General features: G+C 75.6%; 20 protein-coding genes and 1 pseudogene. 10 read left to right on the forward strand and 11 right to left on the reverse strand.

Annotation, left to right across the window (positions count from 1 at the left end; translation table 11 throughout):
- The first annotated feature begins 71 nt into the window (after window positions 1-71).
- Window positions 72-740 carry a pyridoxamine 5'-phosphate oxidase family protein gene (locus ACYX4T_RS10230; protein WP_476014414.1) on the forward strand — a complete coding sequence of 223 codons (669 nt, stop codon included), beginning with the start codon at window positions 72-74 and terminating at the stop codon, window positions 738-740.
- A 49-nt stretch (window positions 741-789) separates the two neighbouring features.
- Here the strand turns inward: ACYX4T_RS10230 and ACYX4T_RS10235 are convergent, their stop codons facing one another.
- From ACYX4T_RS10235 to ACYX4T_RS10245, 3 genes are all read right to left on the reverse strand, one after another.
- Window positions 790-1,263, reverse strand: a complete 474-nt coding sequence (locus tag ACYX4T_RS10235) for an ATP-binding protein (protein ID WP_476014415.1) — start codon at window positions 1,261-1,263, stop codon at window positions 790-792.
- Window positions 1,264-1,330: 67 nt separating this feature from the next.
- Window positions 1,331-2,362, reverse strand: coding sequence for an NAD(P)H-dependent glycerol-3-phosphate dehydrogenase (locus ACYX4T_RS10240; protein ID WP_476014416.1), 1,032 nt, complete (start codon window positions 2,360-2,362; stop codon window positions 1,331-1,333).
- Window positions 2,363-2,372: 10 nt separating this feature from the next.
- Window positions 2,373-3,122 (reverse strand): lysophospholipid acyltransferase family protein, encoded by a 750-nt coding sequence (locus tag ACYX4T_RS10245; protein WP_476014417.1) that lies wholly within the window; start codon window positions 3,120-3,122, stop codon window positions 2,373-2,375.
- 152 nt (window positions 3,123-3,274) lie between these two features.
- On the opposite strand from ACYX4T_RS10245, the gene cofC reads away from it, so the two are divergent.
- From cofC to glxA, 4 genes are all read left to right on the forward strand, one after another.
- Window positions 3,275-3,994, forward strand: a complete 720-nt coding sequence (gene cofC, locus ACYX4T_RS10250; protein WP_476014418.1) for a 2-phospho-L-lactate guanylyltransferase — start codon at window positions 3,275-3,277, stop codon at window positions 3,992-3,994.
- Window positions 3,991-6,321: an RNA degradosome polyphosphate kinase gene (locus ACYX4T_RS10255; RefSeq protein WP_476014419.1), complete on the forward strand. Its 2,331-nt coding sequence runs from the start codon at window positions 3,991-3,993 to the stop codon at window positions 6,319-6,321. Before cofC ends, ACYX4T_RS10255 begins: the two co-directional genes overlap by 4 nt.
- A 37-nt stretch (window positions 6,322-6,358) precedes the next feature.
- Window positions 6,359-7,267 (forward strand): NUDIX hydrolase, encoded by a 909-nt coding sequence (locus ACYX4T_RS10260; protein ID WP_476014420.1) that lies wholly within the window; start codon window positions 6,359-6,361, stop codon window positions 7,265-7,267.
- A 128-nt stretch (window positions 7,268-7,395) separates the two neighbouring features.
- Window positions 7,396-9,375: a radical copper oxidase GlxA gene (glxA, locus tag ACYX4T_RS10265; protein ID WP_476014421.1), complete on the forward strand. Its 1,980-nt coding sequence runs from the start codon at window positions 7,396-7,398 to the stop codon at window positions 9,373-9,375.
- 1 nt (window position 9,376) lies between these two features.
- Here the strand turns inward: glxA and ACYX4T_RS10270 are convergent, their stop codons facing one another.
- The 3 genes from ACYX4T_RS10270 to leuC are packed head-to-tail and all read right to left on the reverse strand — an operon-like array spanning window position 9,377 to window position 12,284.
- Window positions 9,377-10,198 (reverse strand): siderophore-interacting protein, encoded by an 822-nt coding sequence (locus ACYX4T_RS10270; protein ID WP_476014422.1) that lies wholly within the window; start codon window positions 10,196-10,198, stop codon window positions 9,377-9,379.
- A 33-nt stretch (window positions 10,199-10,231) separates the two neighbouring features.
- A complete protein-coding gene (gene leuD / locus ACYX4T_RS10275; RefSeq protein WP_476014423.1) occupies window positions 10,232-10,825 on the reverse strand; it encodes a 3-isopropylmalate dehydratase small subunit in 594 nt (197 codons plus the stop codon).
- A gap of 13 nt (window positions 10,826-10,838) precedes the next feature.
- On the reverse strand, window positions 10,839-12,284 hold the full coding sequence (leuC, locus tag ACYX4T_RS10280; RefSeq protein ID WP_476014424.1) for a 3-isopropylmalate dehydratase large subunit: 1,446 nt from the start codon (window positions 12,282-12,284) through the stop codon (window positions 10,839-10,841).
- A 117-nt stretch (window positions 12,285-12,401) separates the two neighbouring features.
- Here leuC and ACYX4T_RS10285 point away from each other — a divergent pair, with 117 nt between their 5' ends.
- Window positions 12,402-13,097: an IclR family transcriptional regulator gene (locus ACYX4T_RS10285; protein ID WP_476014425.1), complete on the forward strand. Its 696-nt coding sequence runs from the start codon at window positions 12,402-12,404 to the stop codon at window positions 13,095-13,097.
- 12 nt (window positions 13,098-13,109) lie between these two features.
- On the opposite strand, the gene ACYX4T_RS10290 is transcribed toward ACYX4T_RS10285, so the two are convergent.
- Entirely contained in the window at window positions 13,110-13,397 is a 288-nt protein-coding gene (locus ACYX4T_RS10290; protein ID WP_476014426.1) for a DUF3040 domain-containing protein, read from the reverse strand.
- Window positions 13,398-13,640: 243 nt separating this feature from the next.
- Window positions 13,641-15,176 carry a ferredoxin reductase family protein gene (locus ACYX4T_RS10295; protein WP_476014427.1) on the reverse strand — a complete coding sequence of 512 codons (1,536 nt, stop codon included), beginning with the start codon at window positions 15,174-15,176 and terminating at the stop codon, window positions 13,641-13,643.
- Window positions 15,177-15,391: 215 nt separating this feature from the next.
- Between ACYX4T_RS10295 and ACYX4T_RS10300 the strand changes: the two genes are divergently transcribed.
- A complete protein-coding gene (locus ACYX4T_RS10300) occupies window positions 15,392-16,366 on the forward strand; it encodes a hypothetical protein (RefSeq protein WP_476014428.1) in 975 nt (324 codons plus the stop codon).
- 65 nt (window positions 16,367-16,431) lie between these two features.
- Here the strand turns inward: ACYX4T_RS10300 and ACYX4T_RS10305 are convergent.
- Window positions 16,432-17,562 (reverse strand): annotated as a pseudogene (locus tag ACYX4T_RS10305) (winged helix DNA-binding domain-containing protein).
- 30 nt (window positions 17,563-17,592) lie between these two features.
- Window positions 17,593-18,507, reverse strand: coding sequence for a methylenetetrahydrofolate reductase (locus tag ACYX4T_RS10310; protein ID WP_476014429.1), 915 nt, complete (start codon window positions 18,505-18,507; stop codon window positions 17,593-17,595).
- Between the two features lie 186 nt (window positions 18,508-18,693).
- Between ACYX4T_RS10310 and ACYX4T_RS10315 the strand changes: the two genes are divergently transcribed.
- Together ACYX4T_RS10315 and ACYX4T_RS10320 are read left to right on the forward strand one after the other, a co-directional pair.
- Window positions 18,694-20,229: a hypothetical protein gene (locus tag ACYX4T_RS10315; RefSeq protein WP_476014430.1), complete on the forward strand. Its 1,536-nt coding sequence runs from the start codon at window positions 18,694-18,696 to the stop codon at window positions 20,227-20,229.
- A complete protein-coding gene (locus tag ACYX4T_RS10320; protein WP_476014431.1) occupies window positions 20,229-21,272 on the forward strand; it encodes a uroporphyrinogen decarboxylase/cobalamine-independent methonine synthase family protein in 1,044 nt (347 codons plus the stop codon). Before ACYX4T_RS10315 ends, ACYX4T_RS10320 begins: the two co-directional genes overlap by 1 nt.
- 24 nt (window positions 21,273-21,296) lie before the next feature.
- Here ACYX4T_RS10320 and ACYX4T_RS10325 read toward each other — a convergent pair whose 3' ends face one another.
- Window positions 21,297-21,632, reverse strand: coding sequence for a bifunctional 3-phenylpropionate/cinnamic acid dioxygenase ferredoxin subunit (locus tag ACYX4T_RS10325; protein ID WP_476014432.1), 336 nt, complete (start codon window positions 21,630-21,632; stop codon window positions 21,297-21,299).
- Window positions 21,633-21,869: 237 nt separating this feature from the next.
- Here ACYX4T_RS10325 and ACYX4T_RS10330 point away from each other — a divergent pair, with 237 nt between their 5' ends.
- Window positions 21,870-23,303: an MFS transporter gene (locus tag ACYX4T_RS10330; RefSeq protein WP_476014433.1), complete on the forward strand. Its 1,434-nt coding sequence runs from the start codon at window positions 21,870-21,872 to the stop codon at window positions 23,301-23,303.
- Window position 23,304 lies beyond the last annotated feature (1 nt).

Below are 23,304 nucleotides of genomic sequence, written 5' to 3' on the forward strand. Positions count from 1 at the left end.
GGGTCGGGCGAGCCGGACCCCTGGGGAGCGACGGCTCGCCTCCTGGGCCGGATGCCACCTCCGGGGCGACGATGGACGGCGTGACCGCTCCACCGCTCTCCCCCACCGACCGCTCGCGGGTCCGCCGCCACCGCGACCGCCAGCGCGACGACCGCGCCGAGCTGCACGCCGTGCTCGACGAGGCCCTGGTCGCGCACCTCGGCCGCGTCGTCGACGGCGAGCCCGTCGTGCTGCCCACCCTCCACGCCCGGGTCGGCGAGACGCTCTACCTGCACGGGTCGAGCGGCGCGGCGAGCCTGCGCGGCGACGAGCCGGTGTGCGTCACGGTCACGCTGATCGACGGGCTGGTCTACGCCCGCCGCTGGTTCAGCCACTCCGCGAACTACCGCAGCGCCGTCGTACGGGGTCGAGCCCGCCGCGTCACCGACCCCGACGAGGCCCTGGCCGCCCTGCGCGCGCTCGTGGCCCAGGTCGCGCCGGGCCAGGAGGACCACGCGGAGGCGCCGAGCCGCAAGGAGATGGCGGCGACCTCGGTCGTCGCGGTCGACCTCGACGAGGCCAGCGTGAAGGTCCGCACCGGCCCGCCCGGCGACGGCGACGCCGTCGCGGCCGGGGACGACCGCTGGGCCGGGGTGGTGCGTCTGGAGACGCGGGTCGCCGAGGTCACGACCTGTCCGGCGCTGCCGGCGGACACCCCTGTCCCGGCGCACGTGCCCGCGCCCGGGACCACGATGCCGTAGCGGCCGCCCGATCCCGGGTCGACGACCTCGGATCAGGGCTAGACCAGGGCTAGACCAGGGCTGCGGTGCGGTCGCGGTCGGGCACCGGCACGCGGCGGCGCAGCTGCACCGTGGTGCCGTGCTCGCCGGGCAGCACGGCCGTCGCGTGCATGAGCTCGCGCATCAGCGGCAGCCCGCGGCCCCGCCAGCCCGGGCTCGTGCTCGGGCGCCAGGCACCCTCGTCCACGACGGTGACGACGAGGTCGCGCCCGGTCAGCAGCGGGCAGGACACGGCCGACCACAGCGTCATCAGGCCCGGGGCGCCCCGGTCGGCGTAGGCGTGGTCGACGACGTTCGCGAGCGCCTCGTACACCGCGAGCGCGAGGTCGTCGGCGGTGTCCAGATCGGTGATCTCGGCGACCCAGCAGCGGAAACGGCGGCGCAGCGTCGCGGCGTTCTCGGTGGTGGCGAGCGCGCAGAGCTCCAGCGGCGCCACCGCCGTCGCCGGCGCCGTCCGCGGTCCCATGCGCTGCAGCACGTCCATCGCGATCAGTGTTCCCGGGCCCGGTACCCGCAAACGTGCGGGGTGGGGGCTCGACCCGGGCCCTCCGTCACTCGACCTTGAGCTCCCGGTTGATGAGCTCGTCGCCGACCTCCTTGGCCGACACCTCGCCGTCGCACACCCGCCGCACCGCGTCCACGATCGGGGTGTCGACACCGTGGCGGCGGGCCAGCTCGCTGATCGCGTCGCACGACTTCACACCCTCGGCGACCTGCCCGTGGTTGGCCTCCTCGGCCTCGGTCACGCTCATCCCGCGGCCCAGCGCCTCACCGAAGCGGCGGTTGCGCGACAGCGGCGACGAGCAGGTCGCGACCAGGTCGCCCATGCCCGCGAGACCGGCGAGCGTCAGCGGCTCCGCGCCCAGCGCGACCGCCAGCCGCGAGATCTCGGCGAGCCCGCGGGTGATCAGCGAGGCCATCGTGTTGTCGCCGTAGCCGAGGCCCGCCGCGGTGCCGCAGGCGAGCGCGATGACGTTCTTGCACGCCCCGCCGAGCTCGCAGCCCACGACGTCGGTGTTGGTGTAGGGCTTGAAGTAGCCGGTCGAGCAGGCGTGCTGCACGGCGACCGCGCGGTCGTGGTCGGGGCACGCGACGACGGTGGCGGTGGGCTGCTCGGCCGCGATCTCGCCCGCGAGGTTGGGCCCCGACACCACGGCGACGCGGTCGGCGCCGGCGTCGCTGACCTGGCGGATCACCTCGCTCATCCGCAGCAGCGTGCCGCGCTCGACGCCCTTGGCGAGGCTGACCAGCGTCACGCCCTCGGGCAGGTGCGGGCGCCAGTGCTCGAGGTTCTCGCGCAGCCGCTGGGCGGGCAGGGCCAGCACGACGGCCTCGGCGCCGGCGAGCGCCTCGTCGGCGTCGGCGGTGGCCGCGAGCTCGGCGGGCAGCGTCACTTCGGGCAGGTACTCGGGGTTGCGGTGCTCCCGGTTGACCGCCGCGGCGACCTCGGCGCGGCGCGCCCACAGCGTCACCGGTGTGCCGGCGTCGGCCAGGACCTTGGCGAACGTGGTGCCCCAGGACCCGGCGCCGAGCACCGCGAACCGCCGCAGGGGCGCGACGCCGTCGGGGGGCGCGGTACTCACTTCTCGCTGCTCACTTCTCGCTGCCTCGCGCGCCGCGCACGGGCGCCGGCACGGGCTCGCCGCGGACCTCGCCGAGCAGCTCGCGCACCGCGGTCATCATGCGGTCGGTGGCCTCGCGCAGCGCCGCGACCTCCGCGCTGCGCTCGCGCCCGGGCTCGGCGTCTCGGATGCGCGCGCGCAGGTCGTCCATGGGGATCGGCGCGCCCGCCCGCACGGTGACCGTCTTGCGGGGCGAGGGCCGGAAGCGTCGGCCGTAGTGGTCGTAGACCGACAGCGTGCCCCAGTGCACCACCGGCACCACCGGGACGCCCTCGCGCTGCATCGCCAGCCGCGCGGCGCCGGACCGGGCCGCCATCGGCCAGCCGGACTCGTCGCGGGTGATCGTGCCCTCGGGGTAGATCACCACGACGCCGTCGTCGTCGAACGACGCGCGCGCCGCCTCGAGGCTGGCCCCGGCCTCGGCGGAGCCCCGGCTCACCGGGATCTGGCGGCTGCCGCTGAGCACCCGACCGAGGACCGGGACCTTCCACAGCGACGCCTTCGCGAGGAAGCGCGGCACGCGCTTGGCGCGGTGCACGAAGACCGCGGTGTACACCGGGTCGAGGTACGACACGTGGTTGCAGACGAGCAGGGCCGGGCCCTGCGCGGGCACGTGCTCGAGGCCCTCCATGCGGCGCCGGGCGAGCAGCAGCGTGAGCGGATAGAAGATGACGGCGGCCAGGGCCACCCACGGCCCGCCCTTCTCGCGCGCCCGTGCCACCGGCTCGCCACCTCCGCCTCGCGGTCCGTTCGGGCATGGAGGACTCCGTCCCGACGCGCGCAGTCTCTCCCGGGCCCGGCGAGCGGTCCAGCGAGACCCGCCACCGTCACTCGCTCCGTCCCCGCTGCGCCGATCGGGGGCAGACTGGGGCCGTGGACGTCGCGGTCGACCTGGTGGTGCCGGTCAAGGAGCTGAGCCGCGCCAAGTCTCGTCTCGCGCCGGCGGTGGCCGACCTCCCCGGCGACGACGCCGACCGCGAGCGGGCCCACCGCGCCCTCGCGCTCGCCTTGGCCCGCGACACCCTGCGCGCCGCCCGCGCCGCACACCGTGTCGGCCGGCTCGTCGTCGTCACCGCCGAGCCCGCCGACCGGCTCGGTGCCGACGGCGAGCTCGTCCACGACGAGGGCGGCGGCCTCAACGCCGCGGTGCTGCGCGGCGCGGCGCACCTGCGCGGGGCCGGTGCCCGCGCCGTCGCCGCCCTGCAGGCCGACCTGCCGGCCCTGCGGCCCGAGGAGCTCGACGAGGCGCTGGCCCGCGCGGCGGCGCTGTTCGCCGGCGGGGCCCGGGCGGCCTTCGTCGCGGACCACGCCGGGACGGGCACGACGATGCTGGTCGCGGCCCCCGGCCGCCCGCTGCGCCCCCGCTTCGGTCCCGGCTCGGCGTGGGCGCACGCCCGGTCCGGCGCGATGGCCCTCGACGGCGAATGGCCGGGGCTGCGCGGCGACGTCGACACCGTGGCCGACCTCGCCCGCGCGCTCGCCCTCGGCGCGGGGCCCGACACGACGGACTGGCCGGGCGTGCCCGGTGGGGTGTCGCCCGTGTCGCGGTCGCTCGCGGCTTCCCCCGGCCTCGGGCACCATCGGACGACGTGAGCCATCCCGCCTCCTCCGCGACGTCCACGGCCGCTCCCGGGTCGGCCGACGAGACCCACGGCGCGCACGAGGCCCCCGAGCGGGAGGCGGACGGCGCGCACACCGACGCCGCCGACCGCACCGGCCCCCGCCCGCCCGCCCCCGCCGACGAGACCGGCCGCAGCGTGCGCCGCACGCCGGGCGCCCCGGCCGCGCCGACCGCGGGCCCGGCGGCCGCCGCCGACCTGCCCCCGGACCGGTACGACAGCCGCGAGCTGTCGTGGCTGGAGTTCAACGCGCGGGTGCTGGCGCTGGCCGAGGACCCCAGCCAGCCGCTGCTCGAACGGGCGAAGTTCCTGGCGATCTTCGCGTCGAACCTCGACGAGTTCTACATGGTCCGCGTGGCCGGCCTGAAGCGCCGCGACCAGGCCGGGCTCGCCGTGCGCGGCGCCGACGGCCTCACCCCGCGCGAGCAGCTGGCCCGCATCTCCGCCCGCACCCAGGAGCTCGCGCACAAGCACGCGCGGGTCTTCCTCGACGAGGTCGACCCGGCGCTCGGCGAGGCCGGCATCCACATCATCGACTGGTCGCAGGTCACCGAGGCCGCCCGCCCGCGGCTGTCGGACTGGTTCGCCCGCCAGGTCTTCCCGGTGCTCACCCCGCTGGCCGTCGACCCCGCCCACCCGTTCCCCTACATCTCCAACCAGTCGCTGAACCTCGCGGTCGCCGTGCACGACCCCGAGACCGGCACCGAGCACTTCGCGCGCGTGAAGGTGCCGAACAACGTGCCGCGCCTGGTGCGGGTGGGCCGCGACCCCGATCCCGGCGCCGAGGACGACGGGGTCGGCGGCAACGACCGCCAGGCCTGGTTCCTGCCCATCGAGGACCTCATCGCCGAGAACCTCGACCAGCTCTTCGAAGGCATGCGGGTCACCGAGCACCACGTCTTCCGCGTGACGCGCAACGCCGACCTCGAGGTCGAGGAGGACCGCGACGAGGACCTGCTCCAGGCCCTCGAGCGGGAGCTGGCCCGGCGGCGCTTCGGCCCGCCGGTGCGCCTCGAGATCACCGACACCATGAGCGAGCACATGCTCGAGCTGCTGCTGCGCGAGCTCGACGTCGACCCGCACGACGTCGTCAAGGTGCCGGGCCTGCTGGACCTCTCGGCGCTCATGGAGCTGCAGGGCCTCAACCGCCCCGAGCTCAAGGACCCGGTCTTCGTGCCGGCCACCCACCCCGCGTTCAGCGAGGGCGAGACGCCGAAGAGCGTGTTCGCGACGCTGCGCGAGGGCGACGTGCTCGTGCACCACCCCTACGACTCGTTCTCCACGAGCGTCCACCGCTTCATCGAGCAGGCCGCGGCCGACCCCAAGGTGCTCGCGATCAAGCAGACGCTCTACCGCACCTCCGGCGACTCCCCGATCGTCGAGTCACTGATCGACGCCGCCGAGGCGGGCAAGCAGGTGGTGGCCGTCGTGGAGATCAAGGCGCGGTTCGACGAGCGCGCCAACATCGGCTGGGCCCGCGCGCTGGAGCGCGCGGGCGTGCACGTCGTCTACGGCCTCGTCGGGCTCAAGACCCACTGCAAGGCGGTGCTCGTCGTGCGCCAGGAGGGCTCGACGATCAAGCGGTACTGCCACCTGGGCACCGGCAACTACAACCCGAAGACCGCCCGGCTCTACGAGGACATGGGCGTGTTCACCGCCGACGAGACGGTCGCGGCCGACCTCACCGACCTGTTCAACGTGCTCACCGGCTACGCCCGGCGCACCGCGTACCGCAAGCTGCTCGTCGCGCCCTACGGGCTGCGCCGCGGCGTCGTCGAGCGGATCGACGGCGAGCGCGAGCGGGCCGAGCGCGGGGAGCGCGCCGGTGTCCGGATCAAGGTCAACGGGCTGGTCGACGAGCAGGTCATCGACGCGCTCTACCGCGCCTCGGCGGCCGGGGTGCCCGTCGACCTCGTCGTGCGCGGCCTGTGCTCCCTGCGGGCGGGGGTGCCCGGGCTCTCCGAGAACATCCGGGTGCGCTCGGTGCTCGGGCGCTTCCTCGAGCACTCGCGGATCTTCCACTTCGTGGGCGCCGACGAGCACTGGATCGGCAGCGCCGACATGATGCACCGCAACCTCGACCGCCGCGTCGAGCTGCTCGTCCCGGTCACCGACCCGCGCCTGGCCGCGCAGCTCGACCACGTGCTGGACTCCGCGACGGCCCCGTCGACCCGCTGCTGGGTCCTCCAGCCCGACGGCTCCTGGGATCCCTGGCCGGTCGCGTCCGGGCAGGACCACGAGGGGATGGCCGTCTGCGACCACCAGGTGCAGCTGCTCGCGCGCCGGCAGGGAGACAAGTGACCGTCCGGGGAGACGAAGCGGAGCGGAGGTCGACCCGATGACCGTTCACGCCGCCGGTGCCGTCCTCTGGCGTCCCGCGCCCGACCCCGCCGCCGGCGGCGTCGAGGTGGCCGTCGTCCACCGCCCGCACCACCGGGACTGGAGCCTGCCGAAGGGCAAGGTCGACCCCGGCGAGACGCGGGCGGACGCCGCGGTCCGCGAGCTCGCCGAGGAGACCGGGTTCGCCGCGGTGCTGGGCCGGCACCTGCGCACGGTGCGCTACCCGGTGGGTGGCGAGGAGAAGGTCGTCGAGTTCTGGGCGGCGCGGGCCGGCGCGGGGCGGTTCGATCCAGGCGACGAGACCGACGAGCTGCGCTGGCTCCCGCCCGCGGCGGCGTCGGCGCTCCTGAGCTACCCGTCCGACCGCGAGGTGCTCGACACCTTCACCGCGCGCCCGGCGGAGCTGCGCACCCTGCTGCTCGTGCGCCACGCGCTCGCCGGCAAGCGCGCCGAGTGGGAGGGCCCGGACAGCGAGCGCCCCCTCGTCGACGAGGGCCGCGTGCAGGCGCAGCACCTGGCCGCGCTGCTCGCGCGGTTCGGGGTGGAGGTGCTGCACGCGGTGCCGAAGACCCGGTGCCGGCAGACCCTCGCGCCCTACGCGGAGGCCACCGGGCTGACCGTGCAGGACGCGCCCGAGCTCGGCGACGGCGCGGTGGCCCGCGACGACGGCCCGGCGCGGGCGACGCTCGCGAAGCTCGTCGCCGGCGAGGCCACTGCCGCGGTGTGCGCCCAGGGCGACGGCATCCCGCACCTCGTGCGCGCGCTCGCCGCCGCGGCCGACGAACCGCCGGTCTCCGAGCGCGACCTCACCGACCCGCCGTGCCGCAAGGGCAGCGTCTGGGTCCTGTCGTCCACCCCCGCCGGCGACCTCGTCGCGGCCGACTACGTGCGCGACGCCGGGGTCTGAGCCCGCCCCCGACGAGATCTCCGTCGCAGGACGAAACGGTCAGCGCAGCACGGACGGGGAGGGATCGGGGCGCCCGTGGAGGGCCCTCCGACCTGGGTTAACGTCGGCGCGCCCCCAGCCCCTCCCCCGTGCCCCCGAGCCCGCAGGAGCCCGCCCCGGTGCGTCCGTCGAACTCCCGGCGCGTCCGACAGGTCGTCCTCGTCGTCGTCGCGGCGGTCGTCCTCCTCGGCGTCAACGTCCCGCCGGCGTGGTCCTACATCAGCGAGTGGCGCCACGAGCAGCTGATCAACAGCCCGGAGTACGTGCGGCAGTACGGCCACTGGGACGTCGTCGACGTCCCCGAGGAGAGCCGGGTCAACGCGATCCACGCGGCGCTGCTGTCGTCGGGCAAGGTCCTGCTGATCGCCGGGTCGGGCAACAAGGAGGACATGTTCGCGACGCGGGCGCTCAAGAGCCTGCTCTACGACCCGGCCACTGGGGCGACGCGCATGATCCCCGTCCCCGACGACATGTTCTGCGGCGGCCAGACGACGCTGCCCGACGGGCGCCTGCTCGTCGCCGGCGGCACCCAGCGCTACGAGAAGCTCGATGGCGCGGTGACCAACGCCGCGGGCGCGATGACCGTCAAGAACGAGGACCCGAACGCCCCGCGGGTGCTCCCGCAGGGCACCGTCTTCGTCGGCCCCACCGGGCTGCGCTACCGCGCGACGCAGGAGGTCCGCCTCGACCCCGCGCAGAAGACCGGGCAGGGCCGGCGCACGACCGTGACCGCGTCGGAGGAGCAGGTCTTCGTCGAGGCCGTGGACCCCGGCCCCGCCGCGGTGACCCCGAACCCCGAGAAGTACCAGGTCGAGGGCCTGCCACCCGACGTCGCGCGCAACGTCTACGGGCAGGGCCAGGCGATGACCCTGCGCAAGCAGGACTACCAGGGCACGGACCAGGCCTACACGTTCGACCCGGTCGGCGAGACGTGGTCGCGCGTCTCGGACATGGAGTTCCACCGCTGGTACGCGACCCTGACGCCGATGTCCGACGGCCGGGTGCTGACCACCGCCGGGCTCGACGGGGTCGGCGAGGTCCTCGCCGGGCAGACCGAGGTCTTCGACCCGACGACGAACGCCTTCACCGAGCGCAAGGACCTGCAGCACTACTTCCCGACCTACCCGGCGATCTTCGAGACCGACCGCGCCGGGCGGATGGTCTACACCGGCGCCAACGCGGGCTACGGCCCCGCCGACCGGGGCCGCGAGCCCGGCCTCTGGGACCTCGACACCGGCGCCTTCACCGTGATCCCGGGCCTGCGCGACCCCGACCTGCTCGAGACGGCGGGCTCGGCGTTCATCGGGCCCGTCAACGACCAGCGGATGGCCGTGGTGGGCGGCGGTGGGGTCGGCGAGAGCCCCCGCTCCACCGGGCGCATCGACTACCTCGACCTCACCGACCCGGCGCCGCACTTCACGCCCGGCCCGGCGCTGCCCGAGGGCGTGCGCTACCCGAACCTCGTCGACCTGCCCGACGACACCCTGCTGATCTCGGGCGGCTCGCGGGACTACCGGGGCAAGGGCGGCAGCAACAACCACGTCGCCCGCCTGCTCCACCCCGACACCGGCGAACTGGCCCCCGCCGCCGACCCGGCCGTCGGCCGCGACTACCACACCGAGGCGCTGCTGCTGCCCGACGGCCGCGTGCTCACCGCCGGCTCCGATCCCCTGTTCGACGACGAGCAGAACCTCGTCCCCGGCACCTTCGAGCAGCGCATCGAGATCTACAGCCCGCCCTACCTGTTCCGGGGGGCGCGCCCGGCGATCACCGAGGCACCGCCGACCCTGGCCCGCGACGAGACCGCGACCATCCCGACCCCGGACGCCGGGCACGTCCGCGCCGCCCGGCTGATCAAGGCGTCGACGGCGACGCACGTGACCACCACCGACATGCGCTCGGTGGCCCTGGACGTCAGCCCCGTCGCCGGCGGGGTGTCGGTGCACGTGCCCGAGAACCCGGCGCTCACTCCGCCGGGGCCCTACATGCTCTTCCTCGTCGACGACCGCGGCGTGCCGTCGGAGGCGACGATGGTGTCCGTGGGGCCAGGTGCGCCTCCGCGCTCGTGAGTCAGCGCACCTCGGCCCGCTTCTCGGCCTGGAACGTGTCCTCGTCGGCGCCGCGGCGCCAGTAGCCGGAGATCGACAGCCACGCGCGGTCGAGCCCGCGCTCCTCGAGCAGGTGGCCGCGCAGGGCCTTCACGTCGCCGGTCTCGCCGTGCACGAAGGCGTGGACGGTGCCGGCGGGCCAGGCGGCGGCGCGGACGGTCGCGACGAGGTCCTCGCCCGCGTCGCGGTGCAGCCAGCGCAGGGTGATGTCACCGGGCGTCGGGAGCGGGAGCTCGTCCTCGGGGCCGTCGACCTGCACGTACGCGTGCACCGGCACCCCGGGGGCGACGCGCTCGAGGGCCGCGGCGATGGCCGGCAGCGCCGCCTCGTCGCCGACGAGCACGTGCGCGTCGGCATCCGGCGAGGGCGCGTAGGCCCCGCCCGGCCCCATCAGCGTGATCTCGTCGCCCGGGGTCGCGGCGAGCGCCCACGGGCCGGCGACGCCGGTGTCGCCGTGGACGACGAAGTCGATGACCATCTCGCCGGCGGCGTGGTCGAGGGCGCGGACGGTGTAGGTCCGCACGATCGGCCAGTCCTCGCGGGGCATCGCCTCGCGGATGGCCGCCACGTCGAACGGCGTCGGGTACGCGACGCCGGGGCGCGGGAAGGCGAGCTTGACGTAGGAGTCGGTGAAGCCGTTGCCGACGATCCCGTCGAGGCCGGGCCCGCCGAGCTCCACGCGCACCAGGTGCGGGGTGAGCCGCTCGGAGCGCAGCACGCGCAGCCGGTGGCCGGCGCCCCCACGGGCGCGCGGGGTACGGGTCGGGGTCTCCGGAGCAGCCATGCCTCCGACCCTACCCCTGCGACTTAGGCGACCCTAAGTAGCGAGGGTCGTCGGCTTGTGCGCCGGCCGCCCGGCCTCGTACACGTCGATGTCCTCGGCGTGGCGCAGCGTCAGGTCGATGTCGTCGAGGCCCTCGAGCAGCCGCCAGCGGGTGTACTCGTCGACGGTGAAGCGCACGGTGAGGTCGTCGGCGGTGATCGTGCAGGCCTCGAGGTCGACGGTCAGCTCCAGGCCCGGCCGCTGCTCGATCTTCTTCCAGAGCAGCTCGACGTCGGACTGCTCCACCGTCGCCGCGAGCAGGCCGGCCTTCGACGAGTTGCCCTTGAAGATCTCACCGAAGCGCGACGAGACCACGACGCGGAAGCCGTAGTCCAGGAGCGCCCAGACGGCGTGCTCGCGCGACGACCCGGTGCCGAAGTCCGAGCCCGCGACCAGCACGGAGCCCCGCGAGAAGGGCTCGGTGTTGAGCACGAACGACGGGTCGGCGCGCCAGGAGGCGAACAGGCCGTCCTCGAACCCCGTGCGCGTCACGCGCTTGAGGTAGACGGCCGGGATGATCTGGTCGGTGTCGACGTTCGACATGCGCAGCGGCGTGCCGATGCCGGTATGGGTGGTGAAGGCGTCCATCTCCGGTCCTTCCTCAGGCGGGCTGCAGCGTGGTGGTGCCGGCCCGGTCGCCGGTGAGGTCCTCGGGCGAGGAGAGCGTGCCGCGCACCGCGGTGGCCGCGGCCACCAGCGGCGAGACGAGGTGCGTGCGCCCGCCCTTGCCCTGCCGGCCCTGGAAGTTGCGGTTCGACGTCGACGCGCACCGCTGGCCCGGGGAGAGCTGGTCGGGGTTCATGCCGAGGCACATCGAGCAGCCCGCGGAGCGCCACTCGGCGCCCGCCTCGGTGAACACGACGTCCAGGCCCTCGGCCTCGGCCTGTGCCTTGACCCGCATCGAGCCGGGGACCACGAGCATCTGCACCGAGTCGGCGACCTGGTGGTCGCGGAGGATCTCCGCGGCCGCCCGCAGGTCCTCGATGCGCGCGTTGGTGCACGAGCCGAGGAAGACCACGTCGACGGCGACGTCGCGCAGCCGCGTGCCGGGCTCCAGACCCATGTACTCCAGCGCCTTGCGCGTCGCGGCCGCGTCGTCGTCGCCCATCGTCGCCGGGTCCGGGACCGACTCGGCCAGCGGCAGGCCCTGACCGGGGTTGGTGCCCCAGGTGACGAACGGGGTCAGCGCGTCCGCGTCGACGTGCACGACCGCGTCGAACGCGGCGTCGTCGTCGGTGCGCAGCTCGCGCCAGGCCGCGACGGCGGCGTCCCACTGCTCGCCCTTCGGGGCGTGGGGACGGTCGCGCAGGTAGGCGAAGGTGGTCTCGTCCGGCGCGATCATGCCGGCGCGCGCGCCCGCCTCGATCGACATGTTGCACATGGTCATGCGGGCTTCCATCGACATCTGCCGCACGGCCTCGCCGCGGTACTCGAGCACGTAGCCCGCGCCGCCGCCGGTGCCGATCTGGGCGATGACCGCGAGGATGACGTCCTTACTGGTCACGCCCGGGCGCAGCGTCCCGGAGACCTCGATCGCCATCGTCCTGAACGGCCGCAGCGGCAGCGTCTGGGTGGCGAGGACGTGCTCGACCTCGGAGGTGCCGATCCCGAAGGCGAGCGCGCCGAACGCGCCGTGGGTGGAGGTGTGCGAGTCGCCGCAGACCACCGTCGTCCCCGGCTGCGTCAGGCCCTGCTCCGGGCCGATCATGTGGACGATCCCCTGGTCCTGCGTGCCCATGGGGAACAGGCGCACCCCGAAGTCCTCGCAGTTGCGCCGCAGCGTCGACACCTGGGTCGCCGAGGTCTCGTCGGCGATGGGCAGGTGGAGGTCCTTGGTGGGGACGTTGTGGTCCTCGGTCGCGAGCGTCAGGTCGGGGCGGCGCACGCGCCGGCCGGCCAGGCGCAGGCCGTCGAACGCCTGCGGGCTCGTGACCTCGTGGACGAGGTGGAGGTCGATGTAGAGGAGGTCGGGCTCCCCGTTGTTCCCGCCCTCACCTTTCCGGACCACGTGCTGGTCCCAGACCTTCTCCGCGAGCGTGCGTCCCACTTCGTCGCCTCCTCGATCCCGGCGACGAGGAGACGGCACCCCAGCGCTCCTGCGTCGCGCCGCCGTGCCGTTCCCGCGCCTGGGTCTTCCCACATCTTGGGACTACGATGTCGTCCCGTGGGACAGGGTAGCGGTATCGGCGTGCTCGACAAGGCGGTGGTCGTCCTCCGGGCGGCCGCGGCCACCCCGTGCACCCTCGGCGAGCTCTGCGAGCGCACCGGCCTCCCCCGCGCGACCGCCCACCGGCTCGCGGTCGGCCTGGAGACCCACCGGCTGCTGGCGCGCGACCCCGACGGCCGCTGGCGCCCCGGGCCCGCGCTGGGCGAGCTCGCCCACGGCCACGGCGACCCGCTGCTCACGGCCGCGGAGGAGGTCCTGCCGCAGCTGCGCGATCTCACCGGCGAGAGCGTGCAGCTCTACCGCCGCGACGGCCTCGACCCCACCGCGCGCGTGTGCGTCGCCGCCGCGGAGCCGACGAGCGGGCTGCGCGACACGGTGCCGGTCGGCGTGCGCGTGTCGATGGCCGCGGGCTCGGGCGCCAAGATCCTGGCGGCCTGGTCACGCGACCGGACCGCGTTCCCCGAGTCGGTGCTCGACGAGGTCCGCCGGCGCGGGTGGGCCCAGAGCGTCGCCGAGCGCGAGGCGGGCGTGGCCAGCGTGTCGGCGCCCGTCCGCGACGTCACCGGCGTGGTGATCGCCGCCGTCTCGGTGTCGGGTCCGGTCGACCGGATCGGCCGCCGGCCCGGGGCGCGGTGGGCGGACGCCCTGCTCGCGGCGGCCCGGCAGCTCGAGGGTCTGGTCGCGGCCCGCTGAGCTCGAGCCCGGTCAGACCCGCGGCGGGCGTCCGGATGCGGGGCTGACCGACCCCGGCCGGCGCCAGTGCCACAGGGCCAGCGGGACCGCCGAGGTCAGGATGAGCAGGAGGCCGTGACCGACCGGGCCCAGGGCGGCCAGGCCCAGCCCGAGCAGGACGCCGAGCACCAGCACGGCCACCGCCCGCCAGTACGAGCGACGCTCGTCCTTCGTCCGGGCGAGGCGCGCCAGCCCGGGATCGCTGACCTCGATCTGCCGCTCGATGTCGGCCAGGATGCGTTGCTCTCGTTCGTCGAGCACCAGGAGACTCCCTCGGCGTCGTGCCGCCGGCGATCGGACGCCGACGTGGGTTGACGGGCCGTGGTCGCCGGATCACCCGGCGAATTGCCGGGCGTCGAGCAGGCGAAACGGCGGGGGGACGACGTCACGTCGAGACGTCGCCCTGTGTCGGCGACCGGGGTGCCGGACGGGGCGGGCGGACCGGCGCGTCGGTCGGGCGTCCGGGGGCCCGGTCACGGCGGTCCCGCGCCGCCCGGCGGCCGGTCACGACCGCCCAGCGCCGGAGGAGCCGGAGGAGCCGGAGGAGCCGGACGCCACCGTGCCCCGCCCGGCCCACCCGTCCTCGTCGATCCGCGGGAGGGGGAAGGACGGGTGGGTCGGGAGCCGGTCGGCCGGCGAACCCGCGGGCGCGGTCCCGCCGCTGCGCGTCCGGCGGGGCGCGGGGACGTCGCCGGTGCGGGGCGCGGGGTGCGCCCCGGCCGGCGGGGCCACCGGCGCGACCGGCAGCGCGCCGGTCCACCCGAACTGCTCGCTGTGGATGCGCGCCGGCGGCACGCCGAGCTGGTCGAGCGCCGCGAGGGTGCCCGAGAGCAGCGACGGCGGCCCGCACACGTAGTACTCGAGGCGGCCGCGGGCGCGCGGGAGCACCTCGGCGAGCAGGTCGGCGTCGACCCGCCGGCCCGCGGTGCGCAGGACATCGAGGTCGAGGCGGCGCGCCAGCACCTCGAGCTCGGGCCCGAACAGCGGCTGGTCGGGCCGCTCGGCGAGCACGAGGCGGTGCAGGCGGCGGTCGCCGCGCTCGGCGAGCGTGCGCAGCATGCTCATCATCGGCGTGATCCCGACGCCGCCCGCGACGAGCACGAGCCCGGTGGGGCCGGCCGCGCGGTCCGGCGCCTCCGGGGTGAAGCTGCCGTGCGGGCCGTCGAGCCAGACCTTGCAGCCGGGCTCCATCCGGGCCAGCGCGCGGGTGAAGTCGCCGGTGGCGCGGACGGTCAGCTCGAGGCGGTCGGTGAGCTCGGCGCTCGAGGCGATGGTGAACGGGTGCTCCTGCACGCCCACGGCGCGCCGGTGCAGGCGCAACCACACGAACTGTCCGGGGGCGAAGCGCAGGCCGCGGCGCCGGAAGACCGGCGTGAGGGCGAGCGTCGCCACCTCCGGGCCCTCGTGGCGCACGCCGTAGACGACGTACGCGCCGCGCCGGCTGAACAGCGGCCGCCACACCCACCGGCGCGCCAGCACGGCGAGCAGCAGGAGGGCCAGCGCGGACAGCACGACGCGCATCACCGGGTCGGCGAGCAGGTCACCGAGCCAGAACACGTGCAGGCCGGCGAGCAGGAGCGCGAGTGCGGCCGCGACGACGTGCAGGCGCGCCCACCACTCGTAGCGCGTGCCCCGCCGCCGGCCCCACGACGCGGCACCCGCGAGCAGCAGCATCCCGGCGAAGGCGGCGAAGCCGAACTGGATGCCCAGCGAGGCCGCGAAGGGGTCGAGCAGCGTCGGGCGCTCGACCACCGCGAGGCCGAGGTGACCGGCCACCAGCGCCACCGCGGCCACGCCGAGCCACCGGTGCCCGCTCATCACCCGGTCGATCCCGAGCGCGGTGGTCAGTGAGCGCAGGCGCGAGGCCCCGACCGTCGTGATCACCATGAGGACCGCCGCGACCAGCCCCGAGAGGACCACCGCGAGGTCCATCAGCTCGCCGGCCTCGATCCCGTTCCGGCCGACGAGGACCGCCGCCGGCCCCACGAGGGCGACGACCGCGACCGCGGTCCACAGCGCACGTCTCGTCCTCTTCGACACGAGCCGTGACCGTAGGGGCGCGGACGGTCGGGACCCGCCGCTCCTGAGAAGGGCGGGTGGACGAGCGAGACGGGCGGACGCCGGGGCACGGTGAGCGCCGGTCGGCCGTGTCGTCCTTGGTCCGATCGGAGCACCAGAGCTCCGCACCCGTCGGTGTGGCTCTCAGCGACCGCTCACCGGCGTCCCGCGCGTCGTGGCCGGGTAGTCCGCTCGCCGTGACCTCCCTCGTGACCGGAATCCTCCGCGGCAGCGCCGCCGGCGCCGCGGGCACCACCGCGCTCAACGTCACCACCCAGGCCGACATGGCGCTGCGCGCCCGGCCCGCGAGCGGCATGCCGACCGCGACGGTGTCGGCGCTCGCCGAGCAGGCCGACGTGGCGATCCCGGGCGGGCGCCGCGAGCGGCAGCACCGCCTCGAGGGGCTCGGCGGGCTCGCCGGGACCGCGACCGGGGTGGTGGTCGGAGCTGCGGCCGGTGCGCTGCGCAGCGCGGGGGTCCGCCTTCCCGCCGTGATCGGCGCGCCGCTGCTCGGTGCCGCCGCGATGGTCGCGTCGGACCTGCCGACCGCGCGCCTCGGCCTCACCGACCCCCGCCGTTGGGGCTCCGCGGACTGGGCCGCCGACGTCGTCCCGCACCTCGCCTACGGCGTCGCCACCCACGCGACGCTCGCCGCCACCTTCCGCGCCGACGAGCGCGAGCGCACCGAGCACCCCGAGCGCGCACCGCGGCCGGCGACGGCGGGCTCGCTGCTGCGCGCGGCCGCGCTCGGCGCCGCGAACGGGGCGCGCAGCACGTTCGGCTCGGCGGCGCTGGCGTGGCGGGCGCGCCCGGGCGACCGCGGCGCGGCCGGCGTGCTCGGCAGCAGGGTCGGGCGGGGCGGGGCCACCCTCGCCGCCCTGGCCGAGGCGTCGGGCGACAAGCACCCCGCCGTCCCGCCCCGCACCGCCGCGCCGGGCCTCGCGCCCCGCCTCGCCCTCGCCGCGGGCGGCGCCGGGGCCGCGGCACGGCGCGACGGCCGCGAGGGCGGGCCCGGCGCGCTCGTCGCCACCGCCGCGGCGCTCGCGGCGGCCTTCGGCGGGCAGCGGCTGCGCGCGGTCGCCGCCGACCGCCTCGGCTCCGACCTCCCCGGCGCGTTCGCCGAGGACGCGCTGGCCGCCGGGCTGGCGTGGTGGGGCGCGGGCCGGAGCTGATCAGGAGGACCTGGTGCACCCCGCCGCGCCTCCCGAGGTGCGCCTCGTCCTGGTGATCACCAGGCCTACCCCGGCGACGCCGCCACCCGCACCCGCCGGTGCGCGCCACCCGACAGGAAGCCCGCCAGCTCCCGGCCCTCCTCGGCGACCGCGGTCCGGTCGGCGCGGGTGAAGCGGCGCAGGGGCGTCACGTCGACCGTGCCGTCGGCGACGGTCCAGCGCGCCGCGACCCGGCCGTCGACGAGCACGACGCGCTCACCCGCCACCGACAGGCCGCGGTCGGCGTCGTCGATGATCCGCGTGCGGTCGTCGTAGCCCAGCACCGCGTTGTCGAAGGCGGGCAGGAAGCGCACGGGCGCCGGGGTGTCGGGGTCGGGCCGGGGCGCTTCGGGGAGGTCGAGCAGCTCGCGACCGCGCTCGTCGCGGAAGCTCACCAGGCGGTCGCGGACCGCCGCGACGGCGGCCGGCAGCCCGGCGAGCCCCTACCAGGCGCGCAGGTCGGCCGACGCCGCCGGCCCGTACGCGGCGAGGTAGCGCAGCACCAGCGCCTCCCCCACCGGGTCGGAGGACCTGCTTGCAGGGTCCGACCATCGATCGTCCGTGCCCGCGGCGGCCGGTGGGTCCACGGGCCGCCCGAGCCAGGTCGCGACGAGCAGGCACCGCGCCGGCCCGGCCTGCCCCCAGAGCCCGCGCGGCGGCACCTGCACCACCGGCACGAGCGTGCTCAGCGCCTCGCCGAGCACGCGCGGGGGCACGTCCGGCCACGTGTCCGCGAGCGCGCGGCCCACGTCGGGCAGGGTGCGGGGCTCGTCGGCGACGAGCGGCGCGCCCGCGGCGGCGAGCTCGTCGAGGTCGACGGCCGCGAGCTCCTGCCGGTACACCCCGAGCATCCGCTGGCGCAGCATCGCGTCGTGCCGTGACCGCCAGGCCAGCGCGTCGTCGGCGGCGACGAGGTGCACGGTGCGGCGCATGAGGTGGGTGCGCACCGCGCGGCGCTCGGCCACGTGGTCCGAGAGCTCGGCGGGGTCGAAGCCGGCGAGCCGCGACCACAGGCCCGTGTAGGGCTCCTGCGGCTCCTGGGCCTGCAGGCCGCCGAGGTGGACGACGGCGTCGAGCACGCCGAGCGCCGACCGCTCGAGCAGGAGCTGGCGGGCCAGCGTCGCCCGGTTGAGGGCGCGGCGGGACAGGACGGTCACGCCGGAGAGCCTGCCGGACCCGGTCCCCGGCTACTCGCCGACCGCGAGCGTGCCGTCGTCGCCGACCTCGACCCGCCCCTCCCGCAGCGCCGCCGCCCAGCGCGCCGTGCGCTCCACGGCACCGAACGGGAAGAGGTGGACGCCCGCGAAGCGGCTGTCCGGGTCCGCGGCAGCCGCGCGGGCGATCCCGGCGAGGGTCGCGTCCGGCCGGTAGGTCTGGGTCGCGAGCCGGAGCACGCTGCCGCTCTGCTTGCGCAGCACCGCCAGCGAGGGGCCGACCCCGCACGCGAGCCCGAAGCGCAGCAGGGTCGCGGGCGAGGTCAGGCCGGGCAGGCCCACGTGCACGGGCAGCGTGTTGCCGGCCTCGCGGGCCCGGCGCTCCCAGGCCACGATCGGCTCGGCCGCGAAGGTGAACTGGGTGACGACGTGCAGCGGCAGCCCCGACTCCGCCGCGATCTTGTTCTTGCGCACGAGGGCGTCGTCGACGGCGCGCTCGTCGACGCCCGGGTTGCCCTCCGGGTGCCCGGCGACGCCGATGCCCGCGAACGCCCGCCGCGCCAGCTCCGCCGACTCGAGGACCTGCAGGGTGTTGTCGATCGACCCCACCGGGTCGACCGAGCCGGCGACGAGCAGCAGGTCACGGACCCCGGCGTCGACCAGCTGCCCGAGGGTGCGGTCGAGGGCGTCGAGGTCCGGCACGGCGCGGACCGCGAGGTGCACCACGGGACGCAGGCCGAGCTCGCGGGCGCGCCGCGCGGTCGCGAGCACCCGGTCGAACCCCACGTTCGCGAGGAAGGTGACGTAGACGGGGGTGCCGGGCGGGAGCAGGTCGGCGACCTCGTCGAGGGCGCCGCGCTCGCGGGGCGTCACCTCGACGCTCACGGCGCCCCCGAGCCGCGCGAGCGTCGCGCGCATCCCGTCGACGTCGACCGGGCCGGTGTCCATCGGGCCTCCGGGTGCTCGCGGGAACTGCCCCGATCCTCCCCGCGCGCCGGGCACGGCGTCCTCGTGCTCGAGCACAGGAACGCGGCCCCCATTCCTGTCGACGACGACGATGACCGGGTGGCGTGACGCGCCTCACGATGCCGGGAGGGGACGCGACCGGACGCGGGCCCGCCGAGGAGGCACGCCATGCTCGTGGACTTCCGCCCGCACGCCCGGCTGCGCAGCAGCGCGCCGGTCAGCGTCGCCGAGTCGATCGGCCCGGTGGTGGACGCGCTGTCGGAGAGCCCGACGGACCTGGCCCGCGTCCGGGTGGTCTGCGACTGGGTGCAGTACCGCCACAACTTCCGCGGCGTGGTGGAGGTCCGCCCGATCCTGCCGACCGACGGCACCGCCCCGCCGGGGACGCCGCCGCACGGTCCGGTGCCCGAGGGCGTTCGCGACGACGACCTCGAGATCGCGGTCGACGTGCGCCGCGGCGGGGAGACCGCGCTGCGCGACGCCACCCGCGAGGTCCTGCGCGCCCACGCGGAGGGCACGGTGGGAACGGACGGCACGGTCGGTACGGACGGCGGCGACGTCGTCCTCGAGGGCTGGGGCCCGACCCGGCGCAGCTGCATCTGGGACTTCAACGCCCTGTACTGGTCGGCGCTCGACCTGTGGGAGTCCGCGACCGGGCAGGCCTACGAGCAGGCGCTGCCGGGCGGCGAGAGCGACGCCCGCAACCGCGACGCGGTGCGGGCCGTGCTCGCCGAGCTCTTCGCGGTGTGGGACGGGCTCGCCGACCGGGGCGCGCTGCCGCCCGAGCTGTACGTGGTCGAGATCGGTGTCGGCGACGGGCACCAGGCGCGGGTCTTCCTCGACGAGCTGCGCGAGCTCGACGCCCACCACGGTCGCGGGTACTACCGGCGCCTGCACTACCTCATGTGCGACTACTCCCCGCACGTCCTCGCCCGGGCCCGCGCGACCGTCGCCGACCACGCCGAGCACGTCAGCTCCTTCGTCACCGACGCCACCTCGCCGCGCGAGGTGCTGGGGTTCCTGCAGTTCAAGGTGTTCCTGATCTACATCTCGAACGTCTACGACAACCTGCCCTCCGACGAGGTCGCCCAGCTCGGCGGGCGCACGTACCTCGTGGAGTCGCGGGCGTTCCTGCCCGCCGAGGCCGCCACGGAGCTGGCCGCGCTCGTCGGAGTGCGCACCGAGGAGCTCGCGGGCCTGGTGGCGACCCTGCTGCGCCTCGGCCCGGCGCTGCTCGCGGAGGCGCAGCCGGGCCGGTTCCCGGACACGGCGGCCGCCGTCGACTTCTGGCGCCGGACGTGGGCGGCGGTCCGGCTCGCGGAGCGCTACGTCGGGCTCGCCGGGCTCGACCTCTACGACCTGTCCCCGACGGTCAACGGCGAGGCCCTGCGGCCGCTGCTCGAGTCGGGCGCCGACCTGCGGATGCACGTCAGCAACGGGGCCGTCGCGAGCTTCACCGAGACCATCGGCCTGCTGCACCCCTACGGCCGGCTCGTCTGCCACGACCTGTTCGTCCGCGACGTCGGGGCCTACCGGACGGGGTTCCGCGGCCCCGGCAAGTACGACGGCTCGGTGGTGAACTGGGTCAACGGGCCGCTGCTCGCCCACCTCGGACGCCGGCGGGGCGTCGACGTCACCTACGCCCCGTTCGCCCACCGCGCCGGCACGAACATCGTGACGATGACCGCCCAGGTGCGTGACTGATGCCGACCACCGGACTCCCCCTGCTGCCCACCACCGTCGTCGGCTCGTGGCCGGTCCCGGAGTGGCTCGAGCGGCTCAAGACGGACTTCTTCCGCGCCCGGATGAGCCGCACCCAGCTCGAGGCGGTCCACGACTGCGCCGTCACGGCCGCGATCAAGGACCAGGAGCTCGCGGGGATCGACATCGTCTCCGACGGGGAGCTGCGCCGAGACAACGACGTCGATCACCTGCTGGCCCGCATCCCCGGGATCCACATCCCCGTGACCGGCAAGGACTTCTACCACGACTACTACGACGCCGAGGTCCGCACGACCCCGGCGCCACCGTCGACCGGTCGCGGGCTCGGGCTCGACGCCGACCTCGCGTTCACCCGTGCGCGCACCGACCGGCCGGTCAAGTTCTCCTTCACCGGGCCGTTCTCGCTCTCGCGGCGCGTCACCGACCACGCGCACGCCGACCCGGCCGACCTCGTGCGGTCGCTGGCCGGGGTGCTCGCCGGGGTGGCGCACGCCCTGCGGGAGGCGGGCGCCGAGCTGCTCCAGATCGACGAGCCGTTCCTCGCCGGCTACCCGGACCAGGTGGGCCTCGCGGTGGAGGCCATCAACATCGTCACCCGCGAGGTCGACGTCCCGTGGGCGCTGCACGTCTGTTACGGCAACCGCTACGCGCGCCCGCTGTGGGAGGGGCACTACGACTTCCTGTTCCCCGCGGTGCTCGACGCGCGGGTCGACCAGCTCGTCCTGGAGTTCGCGCGCAAGGGCGACGAGGACCTGCCCGTCATCGAGCGCTCCGGGTGGGACCGCGACATCGGGCTGGGGGTGATCGACGTGAAGAGCCACGTCGTCGAGAGCCCGGAGCTCGTCGCCACCCGTATCCGGCGCGCCCTGGACCTGGTGCCGGCCGAGCGGCTGCTGGTCAACCCGGACTGCGGGCTGCGGAACCTGCCTCTCGGCGTCGCGACGGCGAAGCTGCGCGCGATGGTCGAGGGCGCCGCCCGCGTCCGCGCGACGCTGCCGGCTCCGGCGCCGGCCGCCGCGGGCTGAATCGGAGCGGCCGGCGACGACCGGTCACTCGGCCCGGGCCAGCTCCCGCTCCTCGACGCGGACGGTCTCCTCGACCCAGACGAGGCCGTCGTCGACGGTCACCCGGTGGGTCCGCACCGGCTTCTTGGCCGGCGGCCCGCTCGGCTGCCCCGTCCGCAGGTCGAAGCACGCGGCGTGGAGCGGGCACTCCACCGCGCAGCCCTCGAGCCAGCCGTCGGACAGCGACGCGTCCTGGTGGGTGCAGGTGTCGTCGATGGCGTAGAGCTCGCCGTCCGCGTTGAAGACGGCGATGGCCACCGAGCCCTGCACCCGCACCGACTCCCCCACCGGGATGTCGGCCAGCTCGCCCACGTAGATCATTTCGACTCCTGTTGCGCTGTGCGCATCGCGTCCTGTCATCCGCAACACGTAGCCTGAGGCCCGCGACGTCCGCCGTCAAGGGTTGTGGCCGACGTCGCGAGTGTTTCCGTTGCCGAAAGCGTGTGTTACTGATACACGTCTCATATGTCAGTGGCGTGAGGTTCGCGGCGTGGCCGGACTGCCACACTGCGCGCCGGGCCGAGCCCCTCCGCCGCCGCCGGCCCGAGGAGCGTCACCGTGTCCCAGCACCCGCCACCGCGACGCCGTGGCGCCGCGCGGGCGGTCGAGGGCGAGTACACGCTGCGCCGGGCGACGGCCGCGGCGGCCGTCGGCAACGTCGCCGAGTGGTACGACTTCGGGATCTACTCCTACCTGGCGGTCGTGCTCTCCCGGGTGTTCTTCCCCGACGCCGGCCCCTGGGCCGCCGTGTACACCCTCGGCGCCTTCGCCGCGGCCTTCGTCATGCGCCCCCTCGGCGGGCTGTTCTTCGGGCCGCTGGGCGACCGCGTCGGGCGCACCCGCGTCCTCTCGGCGACGGTGGTGCTCATGGCGGGCGCCACCGTCCTGCTGGGCCTCATCCCCGGCCACGGGGCGATCGGGGCCGCCGCGCCGGTCCTCGTCCTCGTCATGCGCATGCTGCAGGGCTTCTCCGCCGGCGGGGAGTACACGGGCGCGCTGACGATGGTCGCCGAGTACTCCCCGGACCGGCGCCGCGGCCTGTTCGGCAGCTGGCTGGAGTTCGGCACGCTCACCGGCTACACGCTCGGCGCCGGCGTCAGCGCGGCCGTCATCGCCCTGCTGCCCGACGACGACCTGCTCGCCTGGGGCTGGCGCCTGCCGTTCCTGTTCGCCCTCCCGCTGGGCGTCGTGGGCATCTACCTGCGCCTGCGTCTCGAGGACACCCCGGCGTTCCGGCAGCTCATGGAGCGCTCCCCCGCGCTCGCGACCATGCCGCTGCGCCGGGCGCTGCAGATCCTGCGCGTGCGCTACCGCCGCGCGCTCCTGGTCGCCGGCGGCATCGTCGTGGCCTGGAACATCACGAACTACGTGCTCACCAACTACATCCCGACCTACCTGACGAGCACGCTCGCCGAGTACGGCGAGACCGGCGCGGAGACGGCGACCTCGACGGCGCTGCAGGTGGTCGTCATGGTCGCGATGCTCGCCGTCGTCACCTCGCTCGGTCGCCTCTCCGACCGCGTGGGGCGCCGCCCGATCCTCATGGCCGGCAGCATCGCGCTCGTCGTCGGCGGCCTGCCCGCCGTGTGGCTGCTGCGCCAGGGCCTCGTCGGGCAGCTCGGGGGCCTGCTGCTCATCGGGGCGTGCCTCGTCTGCTTCGCCGCGGTCGCGCCGTCCACGCTGCCCGCGCTCTTCCCCACCCTGGTGCGCTACGGCGGGCTCGCGCTGACCTTCAACGTCTCGGTGTCGCTCTTCGCCGGCACCGCGCCGACCGTCATCGCCGCGGCGACGACGGCCACCGGCAACCTCGACTGGCCCGGCTACTACCTCGTCGCGGCGGGGGTGGTCGGCGTCGTCAGCGTCCTGTTCCTCACCGAGTCCGCGGGCCGGCCGCTGGCCGGCGCCGCGCCCCTGACCTCGAGCGCCGACCTCCCGCCGCCCGCGCGCGACGAGCACGGCGTGCCCCTGGAGCCGCCGCGCGAGGAGGGGTAGC

It is taken from the genome of Actinomycetospora sp. ABD4_176 (genome assembly GCF_056311855.1).

Coding starts and splice junctions, on each gene's coding strand:
- ACYX4T_RS10260 (WP_476014420.1), top strand. CDS start 6,359: ATGACCGTTCACGCCGCCGGTGCCGTCCTCTGGCGTCCCGCGCCCGAC.
- ACYX4T_RS10325 (WP_476014432.1), bottom strand. CDS start 21,632: ATGATCTACGTGGGCGAGCTGGCCGACATCCCGGTGGGGGAGTCGGTG.
- leuD (WP_476014423.1), bottom strand. CDS start 10,825: ATGGACGCCTTCACCACCCATACCGGCATCGGCACGCCGCTGCGCATG.
- ACYX4T_RS10320 (WP_476014431.1), top strand. CDS start 20,229: ATGCCGACCACCGGACTCCCCCTGCTGCCCACCACCGTCGTCGGCTCG.
- ACYX4T_RS10310 (WP_476014429.1), bottom strand. CDS start 18,507: ATGGACACCGGCCCGGTCGACGTCGACGGGATGCGCGCGACGCTCGCG.
- ACYX4T_RS10235 (WP_476014415.1), bottom strand. CDS start 1,263: ATGGACGTGCTGCAGCGCATGGGACCGCGGACGGCGCCGGCGACGGCG.
- ACYX4T_RS10270 (WP_476014422.1), bottom strand. CDS start 10,198: ATGGCTGCTCCGGAGACCCCGACCCGTACCCCGCGCGCCCGTGGGGGC.
- ACYX4T_RS10315 (WP_476014430.1), top strand. CDS start 18,694: ATGCTCGTGGACTTCCGCCCGCACGCCCGGCTGCGCAGCAGCGCGCCG.
- ACYX4T_RS10230 (WP_476014414.1), top strand. CDS start 72: ATGGACGGCGTGACCGCTCCACCGCTCTCCCCCACCGACCGCTCGCGG.